This is a genomic window from Agromyces sp. NPDC060279 (assembly GCF_042726785.1).
Taxonomy (GTDB): Bacteria; Actinomycetota; Actinomycetes; order Actinomycetales; family Microbacteriaceae; genus Agromyces.
Genome location: NZ_JBHXBK010000001.1, coordinates 1,481,179 through 1,487,953, shown reverse-complemented (window position 1 = coordinate 1,487,953; position 6,775 = coordinate 1,481,179). Strand labels below are relative to the sequence as shown.

The following is a 6,775-nucleotide window of genomic DNA, read 5'->3' as shown; positions in this document are numbered from 1 at the left end:
TTTTTTTTTTTCTTTTCTTTGGTTTCTTGTGGGTTTGAGGGTGGTCGCGTTCCCCTTCCTCGCCGGGCTTTGGTCCCTGGGGGGGGTTGGGGGTTCCCCCCCCCCGGCGCCGTTTCCGCTCCGGTGCCGGGCGGGGGACGGATGCGGGACAATGGAGGGGTGAGCACCGACGACCAGCCCGAGCCCGCCGCCGACCGGGGCGTGCAGCCGAACGCCGCCGACGAGGCATCCGCGCCCGTCGAGCCGGTCGCTCCCGCCGAGCCCGTCGCTCCCGCCGAGCCCGTCGTCGAGACCGAGACCAGCCGCGACGAGGTCGTCGTGCGCCGGGCGCCGCGCTACGGCGCGTTCCTGCTCGTCGGTGCCGTGGTGGGCGCGCTCGTCGCCCTCGTGCTCTCGCTCGCCTTCACGCCCGACCCCGACCGCGTCGCGCAGGACTTCACGTACGACCCGGGCCAGGTGTTCGGCTTCCTGCTGCTCGGCGGGGTCGCGATCGGTGCGGCGCTCGGCGCGCTCACGGCGCTCATCGTCGACCGCGCGCTCGCGCGCCGCACGAAGCGCGTCGTCGCCGAGCGCGACGAGACGCACCGCGTCGACGACTGACCGAGCTCCCGCGCGCCCTCCACGACTTGCCCGACTTTCATGAAAGTCGGGCAAATGAGGTGCTGATTCCGACTTGCCCAACTTTCATGAAAGTCGGGCAAGTGAGGTGCTGATTCCGACTTGCCCAACTTTCATGAAAGTTGGGCAAGTCGAGAAGCGAAGAAGCGAAGAAGCGAGAGAAGCGAGAGAAGAAGAGAAGGACGGGAGCGGGCCCGCTCAGCTGAGCTGCGTGCGCTCGACCCAGTCGAGGTACTCGGGCGTGACCGTGCCCGTGACGTACTCGCCCGTGAAGCAGGACAGGTCGAGCTCGGTGATCGAGGTGCCCTCGGTGATCGCGGCCTGCAGGTCGGCGACCTCCTGGAAGATCATGTGGTCGGCGCCCAGCTCGGCGGCGATCTCGGGGATCTTGCGGCCGTGCGCGATGAGCTCCTGCCGGCTCGGCATGTTGATGCCGTAGACGTGCGGGTACCGCACGGGCGGGGCCGCCGAGGTGAACGTCACCTTGTTGGCACCGGCGTCGCGGGCCATCTGCACGATCTGCTGCGAGGTGGTGCCGCGCACGATCGAGTCGTCGACGATGAGGATGTTCTTGCCCTTGAACTCCGTGCCCATCGCGTTCAGCTTCTGCCGCACGGAGCGCTTGCGCTCGGCCTGCCCCGGCATGATGAAGGTGCGGCCGACGTAGCGGTTCTTGTAGAAGCCCTCGCGGTACTCGATGCCGAGCTTCTGCGCGACCTGCATCGCCGCGGGGCGTGAGGAGTCGGGGATCGGCATGACGACGTCGATGTCGCCGAGCGGCATGTGCGTCGCGACGGTGTCGGCGAGCCGGTTGCCCATGCGCAGCCGCGCCTCGTAGACGGAGATGCCGTTCATCACCGAGTCGGGGCGGGCGAGGTAGACGTACTCGAAGGAGCACGGCACGAGGCGCGGGTTCGTCGCGCACTGCCGCGAGACCATGGTGCCGTCGAGGGCGATGAAGATCGCCTCGCCGGGCTCGACGTCGCGCACGATCTCGTAGTCGCCGTTCTCGAGCACGAGGGACTCGCTCGCGACGATCCACTCCTCCTTGCCGGCGTCGGTGAGGCGGCGGCCGAGGATCAGCGGGCGGATGCCGAAGGGGTCGCGGAACGCGAGCAGCCCGTAGCCGGCGATCATCGAGATCACGGCGTACGAGCCCTCGACGCGCTGGTGCACCGCCTCGACGGCGGCGAAGACCTGGTCGGGGTCGAGTTCAAGTCCGGTGATCTGGCTCTGCAGCTCGGTGGCGAGCACGTTCAGGAGCATCTCAGTGTCGCTCGTCGAGTTGACGTGCCGGCGGTCGATCGAGAACAGCTCGCGCGAGAGCTCGCGGGTGTTCGTGAGGTTGCCGTTGTGCACGAGCACGATGCCGTAGGGGGCGTTCACGTAGAACGGCTGCGCCTCCTCCTCGCGCTCGGCGGCGCCCTTCGTCGTGTACCGCACGTGCCCGAGGCCCATGTTGCCGATGAGCGAGCGCATGTCGCGGGTGCGGAAGCCCTCGCGCACCTGTCCGCGCGAACGGATCATGTGGAACACGGGACCGTCGGCGGTGGCGATGCCCGTCGAGTCCTGGCCACGGTGCTGCAGGAGCAGCAGGCTGTCGTAGATCTGCTGGTTGACCGGCTCGGTGGAGACGATGCCGACGATGCCGCACATGCGAGCGATGGCTCCTTGGGGGTGGAAGGGGCGTCCGAGGTGGACTCGTCGATTCTCCCACACGCGCGGGCGAGCGCGGCCCGCGCTGCTGGGTGCTCGGATGCGCAGCAGATGGGACTTGCTATCCGGCTTTATTTAGTTCTAAATTAACACCACTGCCCGCCACACAGCAGAGAGGCTCAGATGGCGCACCGCACCAGCCCCCGCACCGACGTCACGCGCTCGGCGATCCTCGCGCAGCTCGGCGCCAACGGTCCGGCCTCCCGCGCCGACCTCGCCCGCTCGCTCTCCGTCTCGCCCGCGCTCGTCACCCAGCTCACCAAGGACCTGCTCGCCGACGGCCTGATCGCCGAGCTCGAGCAGGCGCCCTCGAGCGGTGGCCGGCCCGCGCGAATGCTCGGACTCGTGGCGTCCGCCGGGCGGGCGATCGGGGTCAAGGTCGTCGCCGACCACGTCGCCTTCGTCGAGGTCGGCATCGACGGCCGCGTGCTGCGCTCGGCGAGCGAACCCTTCGACGCCATGTCGAGCACCTACCTCACCGAGCTCGTCGACCGCATCCGGCACTTCCTCGACGGCGGCGGCGGCGCGCCGCTCCTCGGCGTCGGCGTCGGCGTCCCCGGCAGCGTCGACCAGCCCGGCAGCGGCGTGGTCGACGCGCCCGCCCTCGACTGGAGCAAGGTCGAGCTCGGCGACGCCCTCCGCCGGGCGCTCGGCCTGCCCGTCATCGTCGAGAACAACGTGAACGCGCTCGCCGTCGCCGAACGGCTGTTCGGGCTCGGCCGCAGCCACGACCACTTCCTCGTCGTCACGATCGGCACGGGCATCGGCGCCGGGATCGTCGTCGACGGGGCAGTGCTCCGGGCCGCGAACGGCGGTGCAGGCGAGATCGGGCACATCCCCGTCGCCGAGGGGCCGCGCTGTCACTGCGGCAACGACGGATGCCTCGAGGCACTCATCGGCGAGGCGGCCCTCGTCGCCCGGGCCCGCGCCGAGGGCCTCATCTCGGAGGCCGCCGGCATCGACGCGCTGCGGGCGGCGGCCGACTCGGGCGACGAGCGCGCGAGCCGCGTCTTCGGCGACGCCGGCGCGGTGCTCGGCCGCACGCTCGCGGGGGTCGTGCACACCATCGCCCCCGCCTTCATCGTCGTGCTCGGCGAGGGCACGGACGCCTGGCGGCACTGGTCGTACGGATTCGAGCCGGCATTCCGCTCCCACCTCCTGCGCCACCTCCGGGGTATCCCGGTCGAGGTGGAGACGTGGCAGGACGAGAGCTGGGCGCAGGGCGCCGCCGCCCTCGTGCTCGCCACGCCCTTCGACGCGGACGCGGCCGGCGACCAGGCCCGACTCATCCGCGCCCGGCTCGTCGAGCAGGCCGGCCGGTCATGACCGCCACGTTGAGCCGTCCGGGGCGCGCCGCCCCACCGGCCGTGCGGCGGGCGCCGTCGGGCGGCCGAGGTCGCACCCCCGCCGCCCGCCGCCGCTACGCGCTCACCGTGCTCGCCTTCCTGCTGCCGAGCGCCGTGCCGCTCGCGATGTTCGTGCTCGGGCCGATGGTCGCCGCCGCGTGGATCAGCCTCACCGACTGGAACCTGCTCGCGCCCGCGAGCTGGGTCGGCTTCGACAACTACGCGAAGCTCCTCACCGACCCGAAGACGGGCGACGTCTTCCTGCACACCCTCGCCTACATCGCGGGCTACCTGCCCCTCGTGTACCTCGGCGGGCTCGCCATCGCGCTCGGCCTGAACACCGCCCTCCGCGGCCGGACGCTGCTTCGCGGCGTCTACTTCCTGCCCGTCGTGACCAGTTGGATCGTCGTCGCCCTCGTCTGGCGCTGGCTGCTGAACCCGGCCAACGGGGTCGTCAACACCGTGCTCGCCTGGTTCGGCATCGAAGGCCCGGGCTGGTGGACCGACCCCGCCTGGGCCATGCCCTCGATCATCCTCGCCTCGGCATGGAAGGACCTCGGCTTCGTCATGGTGATCCTCCTCGCCGGCCTGCAGGCCATCGACCCGGCGCTGCTCGAAGCCGCGCGCGTCGACGGCGCCGGCTGGTGGCGGCGGCTCGTCTCGATCATCCTGCCGCTGCTCTCGCCCGCCACGTTCTTCGTGATCGTCATCTCGCTCATCAACGGCTTCCAGGTGTTCGACCAGGTGTACGCGATGACGGGCGGCGGCCCCGGCTGCGCGACCCAGGTCGTCGTGCAGCAGATCTACGACCTGACCTTCCGCTACGGGCGAGCCGGCGAGGCATCCGCCCTGTCCTGGATGCTCTTCGTCGTCATCCTCGCGGTCACCGTCGTGCAGATCCGCGGCCAGCGCAAGTGGGTGAACTATGGCTGAGACCCTCGCGATCCCGGCCGCCCGACCGCGCCCCGTGCCGTGGCGCAGCATCCTGCTCCACCTCGTCATCGCGCTCGGGGCCGTGGCGATGTTCTTCCCGTTCTACTGGACGCTCGTCACCTCGCTGAACGCCGACAGCCGGCTCGACTCCGCGCCGACCCTGTGGCCGGCCGACCCGAGCCTGGAGGCCTACGCGACGCTCTTCACCCGACTGCCCTTCGCCCGGGTCATCGGCAACAGCCTCCTGCTCGCGGTCGTCACGACGCTCGTGCAGCTCTTCACGAGCGCCACCGCGGCGTACGCCTTCAGTCGGCTGCCGTTCCGCGGGCGCACGGTGGTCTTCGGGATCTACCTCGCGACGATGATGGTGCCGCTGCAGGTGCTCGTCGTGCCGCTCTTCGCCGAGCTCAAGGCCTTCGGCCTCGTCGACACCTACCTCGGCGCACTGCTGCCGACCTTCGCGAGCGCCTTCGGCATCTTCCTGCTCAGGCAGGCGATGAACCAGGTGCCGACCGAACTCGACGAAGCCGCCGCCCTCGACGGCGCCGGCCACTTCCGCATCTTCTGGACCGTGATGCTGCCGAACATCCGGCCCGCGCTCGCCACCCTCGCGGTGTTCGCCTTCATGGGCAGCTGGAACAGCTTCCTCTGGCCGCTCGTCGTGCTGCGCTCGCCGGAGGTGCAGACCCTGCCGGTGGCGCTCGCCGGCCTGCAGGGGCAGTTCACCACGCAGTGGGACGTCGTCATGGCCGGCTCGATCGTCAGCATCCTGCCGATGCTCGCCATCTACCTGTTCGCACAGAAGTACGTCATCCAAGGCGTCGCCAACACTGGGCTGAAGTAGCCCGGCCGCGGCGCGCGCCTGCACCACCCAGCGATTCCCCCGCACCATCCCTCACACGATCGAAGGAGATTCCCGAATGAGGACCACCGCACTCGCCGCCGCCGGCATCGCCGCCGCGGCCGCCCTCGTGATGACCGGCTGCACCGCCGACGGCGGTCGGGCCGACGGCCCCGTCACGATCACGTACACCAACTTCATCTCGAACGACGGCAACGAGGAGAACCTGCAGAAGATCGTCGCCGCCTTCGAGGACGAGCACCCCGACATCTCCGTCGAGGTGACCACGCTGCCGTACGCCGACTACGGCACCGCGTTGCAGACCGACCTCGCCGCGGGCACCGTCTCCGACGTGTTCGACCTCGAGTACGCGAACTACGCGCAGTACCAGGCGAACGGCGTGCTCGCCGAGATCCCGGTCGAGGACCCGAGCGTCTACCGCGAGAGCGTGCTCGAAGCGTACGCGACGGACGGGAAGCAGTACGCGCTGCCGAGCTCCTTCTCGACCGTGGTGCTCTTCTACAACTCGGACCTCTTCGACGCGGCGGGGCTCGAGTACCCCACGAGCGACTGGACCTGGGCAGACGAGCAGGCCGCCGCCGAGCAGCTCACCGACCAGGGCGCGGGCGTCTGGGGCGACCACCAGCCGGTCAGCTTCTACGAGTTCTACAAGGTGCTCGCGCAGAACGGCGGCGAGTTCCTCGACGAGTCGGGCACGAAGACCGCGTTCAACTCCCCGGAGGGCATCGAGGCGGCCGAGTGGCTCGTCGGCAAGAGCGGCACCGTCATGCCGACCGTCGAGCAGGGGCAGGGCACGCCCGACTTCGACACGAAGCTGTTCTCCGACGGCAAGCTCGCGATGCTGCACACCGGCATCTGGATGTTCGGCGCCTTCGCCGACGTGCCGTTCGGCTGGGACATCGCGGTCGAGCCGGGCAACACCCAGCAGGCGAGCGCGCTCTTCTCGAACGCGGTCGGGGTCTCCTCGGGATCGAAGCACCAGGATGCCGCGGCCGAGTTCGCCCGCTTCCTCACCTCGAGCGACGTGATGGTCGAGACCCGCCTCGACGCGGGCTGGGAGCTGCCCGTGATCTCCGACGAGGCCGCGCTCGAGAGCTACCTCACCCTCGGCGACCCCGCCAACCGCCAGGCGGTCTTCGACTCGCTCGACCAGGTCGCGCTGCCGCCCGTCGTCGCGAAGGGCCAGCAGGAGATGCAGGACATCATGACCGAGGAGCTCATCGAGGCCCAGGCCGGTCGCAAGACCGTCGAGGAGGCGCTGGCCTCCGCGAGCGAGCGCATCGACGCCGCGATCGGCTGA

Annotated in this window: 6 protein-coding genes; 5 read left to right on the top strand and 1 reads right to left on the bottom strand. The window is 70.0% G+C overall.

The genetic code is table 11. The annotated features are described in order from the left end of the window. The first annotated feature begins 159 nt into the window (after positions 1–159). Positions 160–600 carry a hypothetical protein gene (locus tag ACFWE1_RS07000; RefSeq protein WP_376932747.1) on the top strand — a complete coding sequence of 147 codons (441 nt, stop codon included), beginning with the start codon at positions 160–162 and terminating at the stop codon, positions 598–600. Positions 601–816: 216 nt separating this feature from the next. Here ACFWE1_RS07000 and purF read toward each other — a convergent pair whose 3' ends face one another. Further along, on the bottom strand, positions 817–2,274 hold the full coding sequence (gene purF / locus ACFWE1_RS06995) for an amidophosphoribosyltransferase (RefSeq protein WP_376932746.1): 1,458 nt from the start codon (positions 2,272–2,274) through the stop codon (positions 817–819). Positions 2,275–2,457: 183 nt separating this feature from the next. Between purF and ACFWE1_RS06990 the strand changes: the two genes are divergently transcribed. The 4 genes from ACFWE1_RS06990 (at position 2,458) to ACFWE1_RS06975 (ending at position 6,775) form a co-directional block, all read left to right on the top strand. Beyond that, positions 2,458–3,660: an ROK family protein gene (locus tag ACFWE1_RS06990; protein WP_376932745.1), complete on the top strand. Its 1,203-nt coding sequence runs from the start codon at positions 2,458–2,460 to the stop codon at positions 3,658–3,660. Then, on the top strand, positions 3,657–4,613 hold the full coding sequence (locus tag ACFWE1_RS06985) for a carbohydrate ABC transporter permease (RefSeq protein ID WP_376932744.1): 957 nt from the start codon (positions 3,657–3,659) through the stop codon (positions 4,611–4,613). The genes ACFWE1_RS06990 and ACFWE1_RS06985 overlap by 4 nt, the downstream gene beginning before the upstream one ends. After that, on the top strand, positions 4,606–5,457 hold the full coding sequence (locus ACFWE1_RS06980; RefSeq protein WP_376932743.1) for a carbohydrate ABC transporter permease: 852 nt from the start codon (positions 4,606–4,608) through the stop codon (positions 5,455–5,457). The genes ACFWE1_RS06985 and ACFWE1_RS06980 overlap by 8 nt, the downstream gene beginning before the upstream one ends. A gap of 76 nt (positions 5,458–5,533) precedes the next feature. Beyond that, complete coding sequence (locus ACFWE1_RS06975) at positions 5,534–6,775, top strand: ABC transporter substrate-binding protein (protein ID WP_376932742.1); 1,242 nt, start codon at positions 5,534–5,536, stop codon at positions 6,773–6,775.